13 protein-coding genes are annotated in these 17,441 nt (G+C 45.4%); 6 read left to right on the top strand and 7 right to left on the bottom strand.

Translation table 11 applies throughout. The annotated features are described in order from the left end of the window. Window positions 1-34: 34 nt before the first annotated feature. The 3 genes from M4S28_RS20335 to xsc all read right to left on the bottom strand — a co-directional run bounded on the left by M4S28_RS20335 (window position 35) and on the right by xsc (window position 3,791). Window positions 35-472, bottom strand: coding sequence for a nuclear transport factor 2 family protein (locus M4S28_RS20335; RefSeq protein ID WP_132764031.1), 438 nt, complete (start codon window positions 470-472; stop codon window positions 35-37). Window positions 473-736: 264 nt separating this feature from the next. Continuing rightward, window positions 737-1,552, bottom strand: a complete 816-nt coding sequence (locus M4S28_RS20330) for an FRG domain-containing protein (protein ID WP_249633665.1) — start codon at window positions 1,550-1,552, stop codon at window positions 737-739. A gap of 427 nt (window positions 1,553-1,979) precedes the next feature. Then, window positions 1,980-3,791 carry a sulfoacetaldehyde acetyltransferase gene (xsc, locus tag M4S28_RS20325; protein WP_004731917.1) on the bottom strand — a complete coding sequence of 604 codons (1,812 nt, stop codon included), beginning with the start codon at window positions 3,789-3,791 and terminating at the stop codon, window positions 1,980-1,982. Window positions 3,792-4,053: 262 nt separating this feature from the next. On the opposite strand from xsc, the gene M4S28_RS20320 reads away from it, so the two are divergent. Both M4S28_RS20320 and M4S28_RS20315 read left to right on the top strand, forming a co-directional pair. Next, window positions 4,054-5,037, top strand: a complete 984-nt coding sequence (locus M4S28_RS20320) for an AAA family ATPase (RefSeq protein ID WP_249633664.1) — start codon at window positions 4,054-4,056, stop codon at window positions 5,035-5,037. Between the two features lie 3 nt (window positions 5,038-5,040). Beyond that, complete coding sequence (locus M4S28_RS20315; RefSeq protein ID WP_249633663.1) at window positions 5,041-6,762, top strand: cobaltochelatase CobT-related protein; 1,722 nt, start codon at window positions 5,041-5,043, stop codon at window positions 6,760-6,762. 50 nt (window positions 6,763-6,812) lie between these two features. Here M4S28_RS20315 and M4S28_RS20310 read toward each other — a convergent pair whose 3' ends face one another. Together M4S28_RS20310 and pta are read right to left on the bottom strand one after the other, a co-directional pair. After that, window positions 6,813-7,580, bottom strand: a complete 768-nt coding sequence (locus M4S28_RS20310; protein ID WP_249633662.1) for a sulfite exporter TauE/SafE family protein — start codon at window positions 7,578-7,580, stop codon at window positions 6,813-6,815. A gap of 68 nt (window positions 7,581-7,648) precedes the next feature. Next, window positions 7,649-8,722 carry a phosphate acetyltransferase gene (gene pta, locus M4S28_RS20305; RefSeq protein WP_108214234.1) on the bottom strand — a complete coding sequence of 358 codons (1,074 nt, stop codon included), beginning with the start codon at window positions 8,720-8,722 and terminating at the stop codon, window positions 7,649-7,651. Window positions 8,723-8,875: 153 nt separating this feature from the next. Between pta and M4S28_RS20300 the strand changes: the two genes are divergently transcribed. Together M4S28_RS20300 and M4S28_RS20295 are read left to right on the top strand one after the other, a co-directional pair. Further along, window positions 8,876-9,664, top strand: a complete 789-nt coding sequence (locus M4S28_RS20300) for an IclR family transcriptional regulator (protein ID WP_004731927.1) — start codon at window positions 8,876-8,878, stop codon at window positions 9,662-9,664. A 204-nt stretch (window positions 9,665-9,868) separates the two neighbouring features. Continuing rightward, a complete protein-coding gene (locus M4S28_RS20295; RefSeq protein WP_017059979.1) occupies window positions 9,869-11,296 on the top strand; it encodes an NAD-dependent succinate-semialdehyde dehydrogenase in 1,428 nt (475 codons plus the stop codon). A 194-nt stretch (window positions 11,297-11,490) separates the two neighbouring features. Here M4S28_RS20295 and M4S28_RS20290 read toward each other — a convergent pair whose 3' ends face one another. Beyond that, complete coding sequence (locus M4S28_RS20290; RefSeq protein ID WP_249633661.1) at window positions 11,491-13,674, bottom strand: malate synthase G; 2,184 nt, start codon at window positions 13,672-13,674, stop codon at window positions 11,491-11,493. Between the two features lie 174 nt (window positions 13,675-13,848). Continuing rightward, window positions 13,849-14,802, bottom strand: a complete 954-nt coding sequence (locus tag M4S28_RS20285) for a LysR family transcriptional regulator (RefSeq protein WP_102455298.1) — start codon at window positions 14,800-14,802, stop codon at window positions 13,849-13,851. 141 nt (window positions 14,803-14,943) lie between these two features. Between M4S28_RS20285 and M4S28_RS20280 the strand changes: the two genes are divergently transcribed. Then, complete coding sequence (locus M4S28_RS20280; RefSeq protein WP_017085385.1) at window positions 14,944-16,542, top strand: isocitrate lyase; 1,599 nt, start codon at window positions 14,944-14,946, stop codon at window positions 16,540-16,542. Between the two features lie 252 nt (window positions 16,543-16,794). Continuing rightward, the gene (locus M4S28_RS20275) at window positions 16,795-17,373 is read left to right on the top strand and encodes a hypothetical protein (protein ID WP_121602290.1); all 579 of its coding nucleotides are present in this window, start codon (window positions 16,795-16,797) and stop codon (window positions 17,371-17,373) included. The last annotated feature ends 68 nt before the right edge of the window (window positions 17,374-17,441 follow it).

The raw sequence follows: 17,441 nt of genomic DNA, 5'->3' as shown, positions 1-17,441 counted from the left end.
AGTCATAACACGTGGACTGATTTTGGTTTCGTGTCTAGCTCTTGGGAGTGTTGTTAGGAGTCAAAAGAGGTCGTGTTTTACGGAAGGCATTTTTTACGCTGATTTTTCCATCTTTCAGGGTAAACACATCAACCATACGAGCTTCGATGACGGTGCCATCTGGGTTAGTCGCAGAGAACGTTGATTCGCTTACTGCGCGGTCACCACACACAAAGTGGACAGGGTCGCTCCAGGCTGCATCTGGAAAGTTCTGCCAAACCAATTCAAAGCTATTGCGAACGGCTTCGTACCCTTCGATAGTGTTTCCAAGTACGCCTTCTCCTGCCACGGTGTGGAAGACACAGTCTTCGGTCATAAACGACATTAGCGCTTCAATATCATGGTTATTCCATGCATCACTAAAAGACTGTAAAAAGGCGGTGTCGACTTGGTTTTCCAGCACGAATGCCGCTGCATTGGTTTGCATATTCATATTCCAGAATCCTTTATGTTTTCGTTATTGGTTTAAATTTCAGTAGCTTTGCGCCACTTTTTTATTAGAGTGTTTAAACTAGATCTGTGAAATTTAACAACTTGATAACAAGCTTCGCCACTCTAACTTCGAGTTACTTTATAAACAATCTTTAAGCTCACAGATTTCATCTTTTTATAAATTAATTAGTGTTCTAATTTTATTTACACAGTCACTCACTAGATTTATACGAGGTCTAAATAAAATAATTAGAAATATTAGACTTTAGTCGAAGTCAAAATCTTGATGGTACTTTCGGCCATACTGCTCAAGCTGGCGATCATGAGTATTAACTTGTAATTCGATATTACCCTCACCTTTATTAATTGCTTGATTACCATCTACATGGGCTTCATTTTTCAAATCAGCCAGTTTCTCTTCAATATATTCTGTCGGTTCATTTAAAACATTCATGGAGGTTAATTCCTTTATCAGGTTTACTTTCGCTGATGGAAGAATATGAACGGACACTAGACCGTTTGAATATTCTTTCTCATCGTACAAAGGCTGAATGGCATCATTGCCACCTTCCTTAAATGGGTGAATGGAATACCACTTATCCTTTCGTTGCTCTTGCTGATCACAATCAGCCACATTGAATATCTGAGTTCTATTGAGGTCACATGGTGAGTTAAAAACACTAACCTTATGATAATCAATAGCTTTAATAATATTGATACAGTCTTTGCTTTGGCTATGACACACAGACCACAACGCATTGACCAGGTTATCTGTCCACTCAAGTAAACGGGTTGGAAACCCCTGTTTCTTGGCTAAACACATCAATAACCAATCGTTTATCTCGTGTGCACTCAACGAATGCCCGCCATAAACTCTCACGGTCGAAAGAAGCTCTTGTTCGACACGGCGAATATTCTTTCGATTTGAGCGACCTAAGCTTGGCATCAGGTTATTATTCTCATAGTCACACACGTTATAAATCAAACCACGATGCCCATTACACTCTGTAATAAGTGAATCGATTATTTTATACAGCTCTTCGAGTGAGCTTATATAATGTTTATTTTTCACAACATGCATACTACGATTCACTTAATTTAAATCCGGAAAAATCCAAATATCAACAACCCTATCAATCGATGATAAAAACCAACCAATAATAACGATTGACCAATAGTCAACGAGTGTCGTTATTGTATTTTTCTAAAATGATAATAGGTATATATATTCATAAACAAGTATCAGTAATAGAACCATTCACTAAGGCGCTATGAGTTAATGGTCGATTAATAATAGCGAGTAACAAAGTTTATATAGCTAGAACCACTTATGTTCCTAATAAATATTTAATTAGTGTTCTAATGTTTAACTGGAAATTATTGAACTAAGCGTTTACGTTCTTAACCTAAGTACTTGCCAATACCCGTTGGTATTGCCCGACCACATTCTCGATAGCACTTCCTCTAACACTCTCGAGATATCTGCGGCCGGACAAACTTCCTATGACTTATACGTAATCTTTGTATTTATCTAGGAAACGAACCGGTGTTGATAGTGCATCTCGGCGGAACGGGTCGCCCAATTCCTGAGTACACATGATTTCAATGATGGTTGTTTTGCCTTCGTTCATCTGCATGTCGATGGCTTTTTGCAAGGTTGGACCTACATCTTCTAGCTTATCAACCGTGATACCTTCAGCACCCATTGCTCGTGCAATCTCTGCAAAGCTTTGGTTTTCAAGTTCACCGGCAACAAAGCGTCGGTTGTAGAAGTCGACTTGGTTCTTCTTCTCTGCACCCCATTGACGGTTGTGGAATACCACAGCTGTCACTGGAATGTTATGGCGAACACATGTCATGGTTTCCATCAGGCTCATGCCCCACGCACCGTCGCCTGCATATGAAATAGCGGGACGATGAGGTGCCGCAGCTTTCGCACCAATGATGGTCGGGAATGCGTAACCACAGTTACCGAAACTCATTGCAGCAAAGAAGCTGCGTGGTTTTTCAAAGCGTAAGTAGCTGTTTGCCACTGAGTTGATGTTACCGATATCCGTCGAGACCATAACGTCTTCAGGCATCGCTTTTTCTAGCTCACGCAGTACTTGGCGTGGGTGTAGGTATTCACCACCAGAGAACGGAGTCTCGTGTGAGTTTTCCTCAATCATATCTAAGCTGAACGAGTCACGTTCGTGTGTCCACTCATCAAGCTCTTTTTCCCAAAGTGCTTTTTCTGTAGCGACGGTATCTTGGCGAGCGCCTTTGTTGTCATCACACAACAGTGCACGACCTTCCAACCTTTCAGATAGAGCAACCGCTGCTGCTTTTGCATCACCACAGATACCAACCGAAATCTTCTTAACCAGACCAAGCATCTTGTTGTCGGCATCAATCTGAATGATTTTGGCGTTCTTCGGCCAGTAGTCCATGCCATGTTGAGGCAAGGTACCAAATGGACCAAGACGTGTACCCAAAGCGATAACCACATCCGCTTGAGCCATCAATTTCATTGCTGCTTTCGAACCTTGGTAGCCTAAAGGACCACACCATAATGGGTGACTAGCAGGGAAAGAATCATTGTGTAGGTAGCTGTTCACAACGGGAGCACCCAGTCTTTCTGCTAATGCCGCACACTCTTGAACTGCATCTGCCATGACCACGCCGCCACCAGAAATGATGACTGGGAACTTCGCTTCAGCAATCAGGTCTGCCGCTTCATTTAGAGATTTCTCACCACCTGGACCTCGGTCTAAACGCGCAGGTTTAGGGATTTCAGTTTGAGTTTCGCCGTAGAAATAGTCACGTGGAATATTCAGTTGAGTTGGACCCATTTCACTCATCGCACGGTCGAAGCATCGGCCTGTGTATTCCGCCATACGATCTGGGTGCGTTACGTGTCCTTGATACTTAGTAAACTCTTGGAACATTGGGAGCTGGTTACATTCTTGGAAACCACCTAAGCCCATTGTTTTAGTGCCTGTCTCTGGCGTCACAATTACGACCGGGCTATGTGCCCAGAACGCAGCTGCAATTGCTGTTACACAGTTACTGATACCTGGGCCATTTTGACCGATAACCACGCCATGGCGACCAGATACACGAGAGTAACCATCTGCCATGTGGGCAGCGCCTTGCTCGTGTACTACTGGGACCAATCGAATGCCAGCAGGAGCAAAGATATCCATTGCGTCCATAAATGCCGACCCCATGATGCCGAACATATCGGTAACATCATTAGCAACCATAGTTTCAACGAACGCTTCTGATGGTGTCATTGTTACTGTGCCGGAAACAACCGTACGTTTTTCTTGCTCGCTCATTCTTCCATTCTCCTTGAGTTAACCAAAATTTCATTTTTCGGAATGAATTGTCTCTTTTTCGAATTCATTTTCACCTTAGTAGTAGAATTTTTGCGCGTCAACTTTTTATATTAAAATGGAACAATTCATTCCAATTAATAAAACTGGATCACATTATTGGTAGTTTTTCGTACAAAAAGTGCCGTTAACTTAACTGGAGCTGTTAATAATCGATGACATATCGCGATAGCAGCGACAAGTGATGAGCTATATAGAGGGAAATATGATGAAAGAGGCGGAATTGGTACCAACGCAGCCGGTAAGCGTGAGAGAACGCTTTGGCATCGACAGCAACCTAACGGTGATGGCATTTGAACATCCGGGTGAATATGTGCCGAAAGTCGACCCAAATTACTGTTTTGATCCTGAAGTGACGTTGGCTATATTAGCGGGGTTCACCTCCAATCGTCGCACATTGATACAAGGCACACACGGAACGGGCAAGTCGTCTCACATTGAGCAAATTGCCGCAAGATTGAATTGGCCGTGTTTGAGGATCAACCTAGACGGACACTTAAGTCGATTGGATTTTATAGGTAAAGACAGCATCGCCATTAAAGACGGAATGCAGGTAACAGAGTTTAAAGAAGGCATTCTTCCTCAGAGCATTCAACAACCCATCGCACTGGTATTAGATGAGTACGACGCCGGTCGTCCTGACGTGATGTTTGTGATTCAGCAGCTGTTAGAGCAAGACGGAAAGTACACCTCTTTAGAACAAAACCGAGTGATCACACCTCACCCTTCTTTCCGCCTGTTTGCTACCTGCAACACGCTTGGCTTGGGTAACTTTTCAGGTTTGTATTCGGGTACTCAAGTGCTTAACCACAGTCAGTTAGATAGATGGAACATCATCGCTACGCTTAACTATTTAGACCCACAACATGAAACCAAAATCGTGTTATCTAAGCTTCCGGAACTGAATAATGAAAGTGGCCGACAACTGGTCGAGAAAATGATCGCCACCGCAAGATTAACGCGCAACGGGTTTCGGGCTGGCGACCTTTCAACGGTGATGTCTCCGCGAACGGTGCTCACTTGGGCCGAAAACATCCAAATATTCGATGATGTAGCCACCGCATTTAGGTTGTCATTCTTGAATCGCTGTGAAGACGAAGAGAAAGAACTGGTTAGCGAATACTATTTCCGTTGCTTTGGTGAAGCCTTGGAAACGCATACTCAAAACTATTCGCACTCGGAGTCGTAAACCATGGCCAATGTTTCTTCCCAGCAGAAAAAGATCCTCGATATTGGTGTGTCTGTCGCCAGAGCAATCAGTGGCGAACTCAATCTGAACTATCGGGGAGAACGTCTCTATAAAGGCAATAAGCCCTGTTATTACCAGTCAGCACATACTAACGATCTCACCTTTGTGTCTCGCCACGAGCTAAGAAACAGCAAGCTATCGATGCAGGGCAAGATCGATTCATCGGCACTGCGATTATTGCTTTCAGACGCTAATCTCCATTATTCATTGCGCCCTCAAAACGAAATAGAACGTCTGCTTTACGACTTCTGCGAACAGGTTCGAGTTGAATCTCAAGTTCCGCCTTATCTAAAAGGCGTGACCACCAGCATCCAATTCAACTTTGCGTATTGGAGCGACCAATATCATCAAAATGGCTTTACCGAATCACGAATAGGCATGTTGCTGTTTACACTGATGCAGGTCATCCACACCCGTTTAACCGGTGTTCCCGTTTCTGAGCCTATCGCTGAAACCATTGAATCGACTCGCGCCGGCATCGTGCCTACTTTTGGGCACAGCCTGAAGCACTTAAAGCAACATAGAACCGACCAAGAGTCATTTGCACACAGCGCCAATGAGCTTGCTGCCCTTGCACAAGAGTTAATAACCCAGGAACAAGAAAGTGATAACTCGCCCACGCCAACGGTCGAAGAAGACATTAAGATCCTTGCACAGCTTGCCTTGATTGTTGATGGTGACATTCAAGATCAAGACGTCGATACCGACATCACAGGCAGTAGCAAGGTATTCGAGTTGTCGGGCGCGAATTATCAGGTCTTTAATTCAGAATTTGATCAAGTCATCGCCGCAGACAAACTCGTCAGGCGCGCCCTATTACTCGAACTGAGGCAGAAGCTCACCGATGAAATCATGGCGAGACAAGTCAACACTCGCCGTTTAGCCGCGATGCTCACTCGCTTTGTTGCCACTCCACAAACGAACCGACGTCAGGATCATTTAGAAGAAGGCATTGTTAACGCCACCACCATAACCAAGCTCATCACGTCGCCATTGGATCGCACTGTCTTTTATCAACCTGACATCGGCGCATCTCATCAATGTGCCATCACGTTTTTGATGGATTGTTCAGGCTCAATGCAAAAGCACAGTCACAAGCTAAGTCTGCTAATGGACACCATTCTCAAATCCGTTGGATTGGCTGATATCCCATTTGAGATCATTGGCTTCACTACCAACAACTGGAACGGTGGCAAGGTCTATCGACAGTGGCTTAAACAAGGCCAACCAAAGCATCCAGGCCGCTTGAACGAAGTTCGGCACATCGTGTTTAAGGATTTTGATACGCATTGGAGACGATCTCGCCTTGGCATTGCGAGTCTTCGTAAAGCAGACGTCTTTAAAGAAGGGATTGATGGCGAAGCGGTGCAGTTCGCTAGCCAGCGGTTGCAACAGCACACTGCTCAAAGAAAGGTTTTGATCGTGTTCTCAGACGGCTGCCCAATGGATACCGCCACCAGCACCGCCAACGATCAGTTCTATTTGGATAACCACCTCAAACAAGTGATTGAACGTGAGTCGATCAAAAACGGAATTGAGATTCATGGCGTGGGGATGGGAGTAGATTTGAGTCCGTACTACTGCAGTAACATCACCTTAGATGTGCAGGAGAGCTGCTTATTTGGATTATCTAAGAGCGTATTTGAGATGCTGAAGCGTGTTTAAACAGGGAAGCTTAGGCTAGCGACTCACCAGCCTCCTTTGTCGAGAATGATTTACGAAGAGCCAAACAACGACCATGCAGAGACCGCCATCAAGTACCCACCAATCAACATCAACACAATAAACACTAACTTTCTGAGTCGATCATTAGACAGCGGTGGTGGAAAACGTCGAGCAAACATCGTGACAAGCGCCACCAAGGGGACAGCAATAGCAGATAACCACAGTATGCTCTGTTCCATGTCGCCTGCAGCGTAGACATTGACAGTACGCGACATCGACGTACAAACGAAAACCATCAGCAGTGTGCTTCGCACCAGATCGAGCGTAAAAGGCTGCCGATAAAGATGATAAACAATCGGTGGACCTGCCATCCCAAACAACCCACCCGCTAAGCCAGAGCTAAAGCCTGAGACAAGGAAAGTTACCGTTGCCGAACGGTTCTTTCTGGTTTTAGGTTTGAACATAAAACTCAAACCTGCGAATAGCACCATCGCACCCAATAGTCCTCGGAGAATATGCGTTGCCGAATCGCTTAACTCGTCCAGCAAGTACACCCCCATCGAAACGCCGGGAATAATACCGATGACCAACACCACAAGAATCTTGAGTTCCCCAAGCAGTGGCTTACCCATCAATGCGACCAAGCAATTGAACAAGGTCACAATACTGACCACAGCGGCTATAACGGGTAAGGAAACCAGATTAAGGCTAACCGTTAAACCAATCACGATGATACCGAGGCCAAATCCGGTGACAGTTTGAAAATAGGTACCCACCGCGATGGTGGCAAGAATAGCGAGTAAAACAGGTAACTCCATCAGCAGTCCTAGTTAGGTTGTTTTTGGGGGTTGATTTAAATGTGAGTATCAGCTTCAGGAGCTAGATTTTAGTATCTAAAATCAAATGTCGATTCATCTCTTTTTTCAGAATCAGCCGCCAAGTCAGTCTTTGAATTTGCTGTTTTTCCTTGCTGCGCTTGTACCGCGGTCACCGCGATCACATTAAAGATGTCTTGTGCGTTACACCCTCTTGATAAGTCATTCGCAGGTTGATTCAACCCTTGTAACAGTGGACCAATTGCAACTGCCCCGCCTAACCTTTCCGCAAGCTTATAACCAATATTGCCTGCTTCTAAATTGGGGAATATTAATACGTTCGATTGACCTTTCACCTCTGAATCTGGCAGCTTTTTTGCGGCAATCTCAGTCACAATCGCGGCATCGAGTTGAACATCCTGATCGACGGCGATTCCGGGACAACGCTGTTTCACTAGTTGAGCCGCGTTACGAACCCTATCGACCGATTCGTGCTTAGCACTGCCGTTGGTCGAAAACGACAGCATTGCGACTTTAGGTTCTTCCATCAGTAGCGTTTGAGCACTGTTTGATGCGGCCACTGCAATCGATGCTAGCTCGGTTTCATTGGGGTTAATCACCAAACCACAGTCACTGAAAATCATGCCGCCTTTAAGATTATGGAAAGGCTCACACAACATCATCAGAAAAAAACTGGACACCAATTCACTGTCTGGCGCGGGGCCGATAATCTGAAGCGCAGCTCGCACGACATCAGACGTGGTATAAACCGCACCATTAACTGTGCCATCCACCAGCCCCTCTCTGACCATCAAATTGGCAAAAACGAGTGGGTCTAGAACCAACTCTAGCGCGTCATCGTAAGTCATACCTTTCGCTTTTCTTAATGTATACAACCGCTCAGCGAGCACTTCTTTGAGTGATGACGCTTGTGGGGAGACAATATGAATGCCCACAAGATCAATGTGATGTAATTCTGCAGCAGCGATGATCGCTGGTTCATCCCCGACTAGGGTGATGTGAGCGAGCTGTTTGTCTATCGCCATTCTTGCGGCTGCTAGTACTCGCGGGTCCTCAGCTTCACTCAAAACCACTCGCTTACGATCTAAGTGAGCCTTGTCAATAATCCGTTCAATTGCCTTCATCTTAAATTCCATTTATTGAGATTAATTGTTCCATAATTTATATTTATACTATTGAAATAATAAAAAAGGTCAAACTTTATTCAGATAATTGAAGAATAATGATTTGGTATGTACACTCTTAGGCATAGACATATCGCAAGGATGGATCATTATATGCAAACAGAAACACCACCAGTTCAAGGGGATACACCGACTCTCCGACTTTTTGCACTATTAGAGGTGATAGCGCAAAAAGACGAGTTTATTTCTCTTCAAGGATTAGTCGAAGAAACTGGACTGCCAAAACCTACGCTGCACCGAATGCTTCAGCAGTTAGAAGCGGCAGGCATTATTCAAAGAGACGGCGATGAGAAGCACTACAGCTCAGGTATTCGACTCAGAAAACTTGCCGAAAACCTATTGTTGAATAGCACCATGCACAGTGCCCGACGCACTATTCTTGAAAACCTGAGAGCAGAAGTTGGTGAAAGCTGTAACCTAACGGCGCTATCAAGTGGCGAGATCATCTATCTTGATCGCGCAGAAACTGAAGCACCCCTTCGTTTTCATCTACACCCAGGTTCTCGCGTCCCAGTGCATTGCTCAGCTAGCGGAAAACTGTTTTTGGCGCACATGTCTAAGTCACAGCGCAGACGATTAATTGAAAATGTGCCACTGACTCAATACACAGTGAACACCATTACAGACTATTCGATGTTAGAGAAAGACATCGAAGAAGCGAAAATCCAAGGCTTTGCGATTGATGACGAAGAGTTTTTGCCGGGCTTAGTCTGTATCGCCGTGCTGATCCCATCATCTACGGGTCAATCAAACCTCGGCCTAGCGATACAAGCGCCCGTAATTCGAGTCAAACCTGATGAAGCGATCAAGTACCTACCCGCTCTCCAGAAAGCCGCAAAAGCGCTAGCGAAAATAGAGTCTGATAATTGGAGTCAACAATAGGTCATTTTCTTAGACCGCTTCGAGTGGCTATCGCTTCGCAAGCAACAACTTAAGCACGAATGAACTAACGAACTAACGAGCTAACGAGCTAACGAGCTAACGACCACTATCTTCGACCAATCAACGGTTGGTCGAAGTCATTTGAACACTCGCCAACCCGCATATAAGCAACACGTCTAAAGTAATCACAACAAAGGAATCACGATGCTAAACATTAAGAACCAGCACTTACTCTCTTTTATGGTGACAGAAGCGAACAACGCAGTTGCAGTCACAAACCCAGCGACAGGTGAACTCGTCGGACACGCACCTATTTCATCACAGGCAGAGTTAGCAAACGCGATTGAACGTGCTCATGTTGCACAGAAAGAGTGGGCCAAGGTTCCAGCTAAATCTCGTGCTGCATCACTGCACCGTTGGCACCAACTGATCCTTGAAAACAAAGAAGATCTGGCTCGAATCATGACGATTGAGCAGGGTAAACCGTTAGCAGAAGCGACAGGCGAAGTCGTGTATGGTGCGAGCTTTATTGAGTGGTTTGCAGAAGAAGCCAAGCGTACTTATGGTGATTCTATTCCTAGCACAGTCGCTGGCAAACGCTTGGTGACCATCAAGCAGCCTATTGGAGTCGCGTGTGCAATTACGCCATGGAACTTCCCTATTGCAATGATCACTCGTAAAGCAGCTCCTGCCCTAGCTGCTGGTTGTAGCTTTGTCGTAAAACCTTCAGATGAAACACCGCTGTCTGCGTTTGCTGTGGTTGAACTGGCTTATCAAGCGGGTATCCCGAAAGATCTACTTCAAGTCGTTCTTGGTGAAAGCCCTGAGCAAGTTGGCACCCTATTCACTTCTCATCCACTGATCAAAAAAATCTCTTTCACAGGCTCGACTCGAGTGGGCAGTATCTTGATGGCTCAAGCCGCACAAGGCATCAAGCGCACCTCAATGGAGCTCGGTGGCAACGCACCTTTTATTGTGTTTGACGATGCAGACATCGACGCGGCGGTTCAAGGCGCAATGGCGTCGAAATTCCGCAATGCGGGACAAACATGTGTCTGTGCAAACCGATTCTACGTTCACAGTAAAGTGTACGATGAGTTCGTGGCTAAATTCGATCAAGCGGTTCAGCAGCTTAAGATTGGTAACGGCTTAGATGAAGGTGTCACCATTGGTCCTGTTGTCAGTCAGAATGCGAAGAACAACATCCAAGCATTAATAGACAGAGCGGTAGAACAAGGCGCGACACCTGTGACGCCAACTCAAGAGCTTGATGGGCTTTTCCTTCAGCCTGTCATTCTTAAAAATGTGAAACACAGCATGGACATTGTTCAGCAAGAGATCTTTGGCCCTGTCGCTCCTGTGATGCAATTCGAGACAGACGAAGAGCTTATTGAGATGGCAAACGACACCATTTATGGATTAGCGTCGTACTTCTACAGTCAGAACATTCATCGAGTATGGAACATCGCAGAGGCACTTGAGTACGGTATGGTCGGTATTAATGATGGCCTCATCTCAACCGAGGTCGCGCCCTTCGGCGGTGTTAAGCAATCAGGTATTGGCCGTGAAGGCGCAAAAGAAGGCATCGATGAATACATGGATATCAAGTATCTGTGTTTTGGTAGTAACTAGGTTTCGACAGTGATTAGGGCTCAGAAATAATTAAGTCTTAGTGATCACTAACCTGCCCCACTCCCCACCTTTCTCACCACAAAAATGAATCAAAAAAAGCCGCGCTATAAAAGCGCGGCACCTTGGGCTCGGTTAAAGGGGGGTTCTCTTTTTTAGTATTTTACATTCTCTGTTTTTGTTATTGGGTTGCTTCTCTATCCCTGCGCTTTCAGTTTTAGACGCATAGCATGCAGCACTGGCTCAGTGTAACCACTAGGCTGAGCGCAGCCTTCGAATACCAACTGACACGCTGCTGAAAACGCGATGCTGTTTTCAAAGTCAGGTGCCATATTGCGGTAGCTCGGGTCGCTAGCGTTTTGCTCATCAACCACTGCGGCCATGCGCTTCATGGTTTTCATTACTTGGGCTTCATTACAAATCCCATGACGTAACCAGTTCGCAATGTGTTGGCTCGAAATACGCAGCGTAGCGCGGTCTTCCATCAAACCTACATCGTTAATATCTGGCACCTTAGAACACCCGACGCCTTGATCAATCCAACGCACTACATAACCAAGAATACCTTGCGTATTGTTGTCCAATTCGTTTTGGATATCTTGAGCCGTCAGCTTTTGATTACCTAGCAATGGGATAGTAAGAATATCGTCAACATTTGCTCTCACTCGCTCACGAAGCTCTTTCTGACGACTTGGTACACTCACCTTGTGATAGTGCAGAGCATGCAAAGTCGCGGCAGTTGGAGAAGGAACCCAAGCAGTATTTGCGCCCGCTTGAGGATGTCCGATTTTCGCGTCCATCATCTTCGCCATATTGTCTGGCTCTGGCCACATACCTTTACCAATCTGGGCTTTACCTTGCAGGCCACAAGCTAAGCCAAGATCAACGTTCTGATCTTCGTATGCGCCAATCCAAGTCATGGTTTTCAGCTGTGTTTTAGGAGCGAATGGTCCTGCTTCCATACTGGTGTGAATCTCATCACCCGTTCGGTCTAAGAACCCTGTGTTGATGAACACAACACGATCTTTAGCCGCTCGAATACACTCTTTAAGATTGACTGAAGTACGACGCTCTTCGTCCATGATGCCGACTTTGATCGTGAATCGATCTAGCCCTAATGCATCTTCAATACCGCCAAACAGCTCATTGGTGAACGCGACTTCTTCAGGACCATGCATCTTAGGTTTTACAATATTGATGCTGTTCGCGGTCGAGTTTTGGTACGCGCTGTTGCCTTTTAAATCATGCATCGCGATTAGTGAAGTGACCATGCCATCCATAATGCCTTCAGGGACTTCGTTACCGTCTGCATCAATAATGGCAGGGTTTGTCATCAGGTGGCCCACATTGCGTATGAACAACATGCTGCGACCTTTCAGCGAGATCTCGCCTCCCGTCACGCTAGTGTATTGGCGGTCTGGATTAAGATTACGAACGATGGTTTTGCCGTTTTTCTCTAGCGACTCTTGTAAGTCACCTTTCATCAAGCCTAACCAGTTACGGTAAGCCAATGCTTTATCTTCACCATCGACCGCAGCTACTGAGTCTTCGCAATCCATAATCGTAGTCAGTGCCGATTCCACCAGCACATCTTTAATACCAGCCACATCAACGCTGCCAATTGGCGCACTCGGGTCAATTTGAATTTCGATATGGAGATTATTGTGCTTAAGCAGAATGCTTGAAGGTGCACTCGCATCACCTTGATAACCAATGAACTGGTTGCGATCAATCAGAGTGACTTCTTCGCCGTTATCTAAGGTCGCTGTCAGTGTATTGCCAATACTGACGTTGCTGATGCTGTATTTGGTGACGTCTTTATGAGAGACACCGTTTAACGGTGCAGCGTCATCAAGGAAACCTCGAGCGTAGCTCACTACTTTAGCGCCACGTACAGGATTAAAGCTTCCACCCTTTTCTGCACCATCACTTTCGCTGATGACATCGGTTCCGTAAAGCGCATCGTATAAACTTCCCCAACGCGCATTAGCCGCGTTAAGTGCAAAACGTGCATTCATAATAGGTACAACAAGTTGCGGGCCCGCTTGTGTTGCAATTTCAGGCTCAACGCTGGCAGTCGTTACTTGAAAGTCATCACCCTCAGGAACTAGGTAGCCAATCTGCTGTAAGAACTGTTTGTACTCGGCCGCATCTAGCGTTTGTCCCGCACGCTCTTGGTGCCAAACGTCAATTTGATGTTGAAGATCTTCACGCTTGATAAGCAGTGCGCGGTTCTTGGGAGCCAAGTCTTCAAGGATAGTTGCAAATGATTGCCAAAAGTCTTCAGCGACAATGCCTGTTCCAGGAATGACCTGCTCATTAATTAATTGGTAGAGGGTGCTATCAATGTTCAAGCTTCCCTGTTGAATACGACTGCTCATAAAATCTCTCTCAAACTAACTGATGACTACTCATTAAATCTACGTAACTGGCTTAAATTCACGTTACTAGCTCAAATTTACGTTACTAGATTAAACTTACGCAACGGACATAAATTTAGCTAATTTATGCCAGTTATACTGGATATTCACAAAAAAAATACCCTACAAACTGTGTTATTCCGTCACGCCACTCTCGATTTCATTAGCGACACTTTTAATCAAGCGACGCATCCACTGATGGTCTGGATTGGTTTGTAACAATGGACTCCACGCCATCTTCACCTCAAAGGGTTCAATCGCAAATGGCGCAGGCTTGATCAACAATCTAGGGTTATTGCGCTGCAGTTGAGCCGCTTTGGTTGGAATGGTCAGGATCAGGTTCTTCTGTTGTGCGAAGAGAATCGCCGACAAATAGTGTCGAGTAAACACCGTGATATTGCGCGTTTTACCAATGCGCATTAATGCTTCATCTATCCAACCTAGCTTTTGCGCTTCGCTTGGGTTGATCCCAACTCCGGTTCCCATTCCGGTCTTACTTACCCAGATATGTTGCGCCTTTAGATAAGACAAAATATCGAAGTTTTCGGCAATCGGGTTATCACAGCTAAATAAGCAAGAGAACCCGTCGTGCCAAAGGCTCATCTGGTGGAACGACTGTGGAATATCGTCAAATCGATTGATAATTATATCAACGGTACCTTGCTCTACATCCTGATAACTCACGTCACTTGGCGTCATGATATCCAGTCGTATTTTCGGCGCGATCTCGCTTAGCCTTTTCAGAAGAGGTTGAATAATAGTCGACTCAGCATAGTCACTCGCCATGATACGAAACACACGTTCACTGTCTTCTGCATTAAATTCCGTGGTCGGCTGCAGTGTCTTCTCTACATTAACCAAGATGTTTCGAATCAGTGGCTGCAACTTATGTGCTCGTTCAGTCGGTATCATCCCTTCACTGGTTCTCACCAATAGCGGATCTTCAAACAGATCACGCAACCGGCGTAGGCCATTACTCATGGCTGGCTGAGTGATACCCAGTTGATTTGCTGCACGCGTTACGTTTCTTTCACGTAGCAACATGTCTAAATACACAAGTAAATTAAGGTCTACACGAGCAATATTCATAAGAAAAATACCGAACATAATAACTATAAATTAACAAAATTATCACATACATGGTTATTCTTTGTCCATGGTTAGATTTAATCCAAATCAAATGACCTCGCCAAATTGGCCAACATGTCCACGTGAAACTAAGGAATAGTTATGTCGCAAATTACACAAGATATCGAAAAGATTGAAGTTGCAAAAAGCGCTGCTGGTGCTCCATGGGATGCAATTAACCCTGAATCTGCAGCCCGTATGCGAGCTCAAAACAAATTCAAAACAGGTCTGGATATTGCGCAATACACGGCAGATATTATGCGTGCAGACATGGCGGCTTACGACGAAGATAGCTCTCAATACACTCAGTCTCTGGGTTGCTGGCATGGTTTCATCGGCCAACAAAAGCTGATTTCGATTAAAAAGCACTTTGATGGCAAGACAGACCGTCGTTACCTATACCTTTCAGGTTGGATGGTCGCGGCACTTCGCTCTGACTTCGGTCCACTTCCAGACCAATCAATGCATGAGAAAACCTCGGTTGCTGGCCTAGTAGAAGAGCTATACACCTTCCTACGCCAAGCAGATGCTCGTGAACTAGGTGGCTTATTCCGTCAACTAGATGCGGCACGTGAAGCTGGCGATGTGAATCTACAAGACCGAATCCAAGACAAAATCGACAACCACGTAACACACGTAGTGCCAATCATTGCCGATATCGATGCTGGTTTCGGTAACGCAGAAGCGACTTACCTAATGGCTAAGCAGATGATTGAAGCAGGCGCATGTTGTCTACAAATCGAAAACCAAGTAGCCGATGAGAAGCAATGTGGTCACCAAGACGGCAAAGTAACGGTTCCTCATGCTGACTTCCACGCAAAACTTCGCGCACTTCGTTACGCTTTCCTTGAACTAGGCATCGACAATGGCGTTATTGTTGCTCGTACCGATTCACAAGGTGCTGGTCTAACAAAAGAAATCGCCGTAGTGAAAGAACCTGGCGACCAAGGTGATATCTACAACTCATACCTAGATGTTGAAGAGATCGATGTTGCTGATATGGCTGAAGGCGATGTTTGCTTCAACCGTGACGGCAAGCTAGTTCGACCTAAGCGTTTGCCTTCAGGCTTATACCAATTCCGCGAAGGTACAGGTGAAGACCGCTGTGTATTCGACTGTATTGAAGCAATCAACGCGGGTGCTGACCTTCTTTGGATTGAGACTGAGAAACCACACATTGGTCAAATCAAAGAGATGATGGATGGCGTACGTGAAGTTCACCCTAACGCTAAACTGGTATACAACAACTCTCCATCATTCAACTGGACGCTAAACTTCCGTCAACAAGCATACGATGCACTGGCAGCAGAAGGTAAAGATGTATCAGCTTACGACCGTGCAAACCTAATGAGTGCGGAATACGACGAAACGGAACTGTCTGCAAGCGCTGACGAGAAGATTCGCACATTCCAAGCCGATGCATCACGTGAAGCGGGTATTTTCCACCACTTGATTACACTACCTACATACCACACTGCAGCGCTGTCTACTGACAACCTTGCGAAAGAGTACTTCGGTGACCAAGGCATGTTGGGTTACGTTGCGAATGTTCAACGTAAAGAAATCCGCCAAGGCATTGCATGTGTTAAACACCAAAACATGTCTGGTTCAGACATGGGTGATGACCACAAAGAGTACTTTGCTGGTGAGAATGCACTAAAAGCAGCAGGTGAAGCGAATACATCGAATCAATTTGATTAATCGCTAGCACTTTTGATTAGTCGCTAACACTTTTGATTAATCGCTAAGACTAAAGCCTCCCCCGCCCTTCTCTCTTACTTAGGTAAGATCCGGGGGAAGGCTTTGAGATAAAGCTACTACTGCCAGCTTTATCTCAAAGCCTCAGATTTGTGTTCCACACCACGGTTAACCGAACAACTTCTGTTTAAGCTAACTGTATCCATATTTGTTCAGATTCATATTTGTTGAGATTCTTATTTTTTGAGAGTGCCTATGACTTCAATTCCGACACACCTACAAGATGCAAAAACACTGTTATCAGAAAATGGTTTCGCAACGGGTGATACTTGGTATCACGGCACATCTTCAGCTTTACTCGCGTCTATTCAAGGTCAAGGGCTTAAGCGCTCTGGAGACAAAGCGCTCAATGAAGCCGCTTCAAAAACCATGGCGACCATCGGTAACAACTACACCGAATCGGTTGAACCAGTGTTTCTCACCCAGAGCAAAGAACTGGCGTATTACTGGGCTCAGCAAACCATTCGCGAGCGCAGCACTCGTTTTGAGGGTGAAGAGCAACCTATCGTGTTAGCCGTCAATCTATCTGACAAACAACAAGCAAAAGTAAGACCGGATGTAGGCGCAATGAGCCTGTTGATGATGAGTGTTGGAGAGCAATTCATGTCTCACCTCACCGAGATCTATCAAGAGAACGACATTGCAGGCCCCGACATTGAGCTTCGCACAGCCGATCGCATGGACTATCTGAATAAACTTGGGATGGCCTACATTGATGAAGACATCAGCCGAGCTTGTGTTCAAGAGTTATCGGAACCCGCATTGGCAAACTAGTAACGTTTAAAAATGCCTCTAAGTAGAATAAAAATGGCTCCTATATAGGAGCCATTTTTTATGTGCGA

The organism is Vibrio sp. J383 (assembly GCF_023503985.1).
Taxonomy (GTDB): Bacteria; Pseudomonadota; Gammaproteobacteria; order Enterobacterales; family Vibrionaceae; genus Vibrio; species Vibrio splendidus.
Note: the sequence above shows the minus strand (reverse complement) of the source record. Positions and strands in the feature narration are given on the sequence as shown.

What these genes read in the sequence shown, in the direction of transcription:
- M4S28_RS20335 (WP_132764031.1), bottom strand. Translation starts at nt 472, where the DNA reads ATGAATATGCAAACCAATGCAGCGGCATTCGTGCTGGAAAACCAAGTC.
- M4S28_RS20330 (WP_249633665.1), bottom strand. Translation starts at nt 1,552, where the DNA reads ATGCATGTTGTGAAAAATAAACATTATATAAGCTCACTCGAAGAGCTG.
- xsc (WP_004731917.1), bottom strand. Translation starts at nt 3,791, where the DNA reads ATGAGCGAGCAAGAAAAACGTACGGTTGTTTCCGGCACAGTAACAATG.
- M4S28_RS20320 (WP_249633664.1), top strand. Translation starts at nt 4,054, where the DNA reads ATGATGAAAGAGGCGGAATTGGTACCAACGCAGCCGGTAAGCGTGAGA.
- M4S28_RS20315 (WP_249633663.1), top strand. Translation starts at nt 5,041, where the DNA reads ATGGCCAATGTTTCTTCCCAGCAGAAAAAGATCCTCGATATTGGTGTG.
- M4S28_RS20310 (WP_249633662.1), bottom strand. Translation starts at nt 7,580, where the DNA reads ATGGAGTTACCTGTTTTACTCGCTATTCTTGCCACCATCGCGGTGGGT.
- pta (WP_108214234.1), bottom strand. Translation starts at nt 8,722, where the DNA reads ATGAAGGCAATTGAACGGATTATTGACAAGGCTCACTTAGATCGTAAG.
- M4S28_RS20300 (WP_004731927.1), top strand. Translation starts at nt 8,876, where the DNA reads ATGCAAACAGAAACACCACCAGTTCAAGGGGATACACCGACTCTCCGA.
- M4S28_RS20295 (WP_017059979.1), top strand. Translation starts at nt 9,869, where the DNA reads ATGCTAAACATTAAGAACCAGCACTTACTCTCTTTTATGGTGACAGAA.
- M4S28_RS20290 (WP_249633661.1), bottom strand. Translation starts at nt 13,674, where the DNA reads ATGAGCAGTCGTATTCAACAGGGAAGCTTGAACATTGATAGCACCCTC.
- M4S28_RS20285 (WP_102455298.1), bottom strand. Translation starts at nt 14,802, where the DNA reads ATGAATATTGCTCGTGTAGACCTTAATTTACTTGTGTATTTAGACATG.
- M4S28_RS20280 (WP_017085385.1), top strand. Translation starts at nt 14,944, where the DNA reads ATGTCGCAAATTACACAAGATATCGAAAAGATTGAAGTTGCAAAAAGC.
- M4S28_RS20275 (WP_121602290.1), top strand. Translation starts at nt 16,795, where the DNA reads ATGACTTCAATTCCGACACACCTACAAGATGCAAAAACACTGTTATCA.